Origin of the sequence: Halomonas sp. (genome assembly GCF_041689495.1) — a bacterium.
Lineage (GTDB): Bacteria > Pseudomonadota > Gammaproteobacteria > Pseudomonadales > Halomonadaceae > Halomonas.
Genome location: NZ_JBDNGD010000138.1, coordinates 1 through 2,383, shown reverse-complemented (window position 1 = coordinate 2,383; position 2,383 = coordinate 1). Strand labels below are relative to the sequence as shown.

Annotated in this window: 3 protein-coding genes; 2 read left to right on the top strand and 1 reads right to left on the bottom strand. The window is 59.8% G+C overall.

The window, feature by feature from the left end; translation table 11 throughout:
• Together ACESMD_RS04590 and ACESMD_RS04585 are read left to right on the top strand one after the other, a co-directional pair.
• On the top strand, positions 1-787 hold a 787-nt coding region (locus tag ACESMD_RS04590), incomplete at its 5' end, for a DnaJ C-terminal domain-containing protein (protein ID WP_372610767.1).
• A gap of 3 nt (positions 788-790) precedes the next feature.
• A complete protein-coding gene (locus tag ACESMD_RS04585) occupies positions 791-1,105 on the top strand; it encodes a chaperone modulator CbpM (protein WP_372610765.1) in 315 nt (104 codons plus the stop codon).
• A gap of 180 nt (positions 1,106-1,285) precedes the next feature.
• Here ACESMD_RS04585 and ACESMD_RS04580 read toward each other — a convergent pair.
• The coding region (locus ACESMD_RS04580; RefSeq protein ID WP_372610763.1) for a BREX system Lon protease-like protein BrxL at positions 1,286-2,383 on the bottom strand (1,098 nt) is incomplete at its 5' end.

Genomic DNA, 2,383 nt, shown 5'->3' with positions numbered 1-2,383 from the left:
GGCCAAGACGGTGTTGTCCGATCCGGAAAAGCGGGTCGCCTACGATCAACTGGGTCAGCACTATCGATCAGGCCAGGATTTCCAGCCGCCGCCGGACTGGGATGCGGGCTTCGAATTCACGGGGCAGGGTTTCGAAGGTGACGACCTCGGTGAGTTCAGCGATTTCTTCGCCAACCTGTTCGGACAGGCCGCCCGGGGAGGGGCACACGGCTACCGGATGCGCGGTGAGGATCGTCATGCCCGGGTCTTCATCGACCTGAGGGATGCCTATCAGGGGGCGACCCGGGCGATCACGTTGCAGGTGCCCTTGGTCGATGCACAAGGGCGGGTCGTGACCCGCCAACACACCCTCAGCGTGCGTATTCCCAAAGGCGTGAAAGAGGGTCAGCACATTCGTCTAACGGGACAGGGCAGCCCCGGTGTCGGTGGCGGCGCGGCGGGTGATCTGTACCTGGAGATTCACTTTACGCCGGATTCCCACTACCGGGTCGAGGGACGGGACGTGCATGAAACCGTGCCCGTGACGCCTTGGGAAGCCGCCCTGGGCGCCAGCATCGAAGCGCCGACCCCGTCGGGCCCGGTCAACCTCAAGGTGCCGGCCGGCTCGCAGACCGGTCGCCGGCTGCGCCTCAAGGGGCGCGGGATCCCGGGGCCGGAGCCGGGCGATCTCTACGTGGAACTGGAGGTGGTATTGCCATCGGCCGACACCGCCAAGGCCCGCGAACTCTATGAAACCATGGCGCGGGATCTGGCCTTCAACCCGCGACAGCAGTGGCTGGGAGAATAGACCATGGCAGCGAATGGCACCGCCAAGGGGGAGTTGATCGACGAGTCGGCCCTGACCCTCGAGGAGCTGGCTCGGGCCTGCGCGGTCGAGACCGAATGGGTTGTCGAGCACATCGAGAGCGGCCTGTTGGCCGATGGCTCGCGTTACGTGGCGAACTGGCGCTTCACCAGCCGCGACCTGACCCGCGCCAGGCGGCTTTGCCAGTTCGAGCGAGGCTTTGAGGCCGAGCCGGAACTCGCCGCCCTGGTCGCCGATCTGCTCGAGGAAGTCGAGCGGCTCAAGGGCCGCCTGCGGGCGGCCGGTCTCTCCAGCGAGTGAGGCCCCCGATGCCGCCTTTGACCGGTCACGCCAGCAAGCCCTCCCCGAGCGCGATCTCGCACAAGGACTACAAGGCCCAGCTGCACGCCCTTTGCCGGGTTGTGATCATTTGTTGCAGTCCTGGTGGGAGCGGGAAACGGATACCTGACCTCCGGCCTGCCATTACGCTCCCTATACACGCTATGCCTGTTTGATAAACGTTACCTCGAAGGCCTTGGTCGCACGAAACTTCTGAAGCCGGTTGGCAAAGGCAAAAGCCTCGTTCATCTCGTAGTGCTGGAATATATCCAGGCCTCTGTCCAGTGATACCTTCCAGCCATGGTCTGTTACGATATGTCGGGCGTGAACGGTGCCGGTATCGTCAAACTCCCAGGAGAATTCGAGACCCACCGTGCGAGCAGATTTCTGGATCTTTTCAAAGCTCTCGTCTTGCAGCTCACCCTTGAATTCATCTCGGACGGTGACCAGATGTACCGCCACTTCATCCTCCTGGGCCTTGTTCTTGACGATGGCTTCGAGAAATTCCATCAGGTTACGAATCTGGTAAAAGAGGCGGATGTAAGGATCAGTTACAGTGATACGGCTTGCGCCCTTCATGTATGGGCCAAACAGGGTATCGAATGAGATGCCTTTCTGATTTTCCTGGAAGGTCAGGTGCTTTTCTTCCAGCGCAGGCTCAGCGATCTCAGGCGCGTTATGTGACCTATCCGCTGGCTCTTCAGCTGAAGTCGACTCAGCCGCGCCACTCTCGATATCCGTCTCAGCCACCGTCTTGTGGTAATAGCCAGGGTATTCCTCTTCCTCAAGGGTGGTGACCAGCGATTCTTTGCCATCAACATCCAGGTAGGCAAAGCGCACCACGCCATAGGTAGTGTCGATTCTCATCAGCTGGTCTTTGACCCGCTTGCGCCCCTCAATGGCAAACCGCAGTAACTCCTCAATATCCGCCTTGGTAGCGCCGCCCTGGGGGAACAGAATCTTCATCAAGCCGGAAAATGTCTTGTTGATGCCGTCCCGGTCTCGGGTCGAGATATCCGAGGACAAGGTGAAATGCTCCCGGTACTGATCGGAGTAGTCGTAGTTCCGCATGGAGCGCAGAATTTCAGCGAGATAATCCACCACGAAGCCGTAGCCATCGGAGAACATCTCGCCCCGGATGATGTCGACTTCCCACCCCGGAATATAAAAATGGAGCCGGTCCAGAAAGGCAGAATCGTAGAACTTGTCGGGCAACTCATCGAACAGATCCGAATGCTTCAGCATATACGCTACCGTATG

Excerpts from the sequence above, each read along its gene's own strand:
- ACESMD_RS04585 (WP_372610765.1), top strand. The coding sequence starts at position 791 with ATGGCAGCGAATGGCACCGCCAAGGGGGAGTTGATCGACGAGTCGGCC.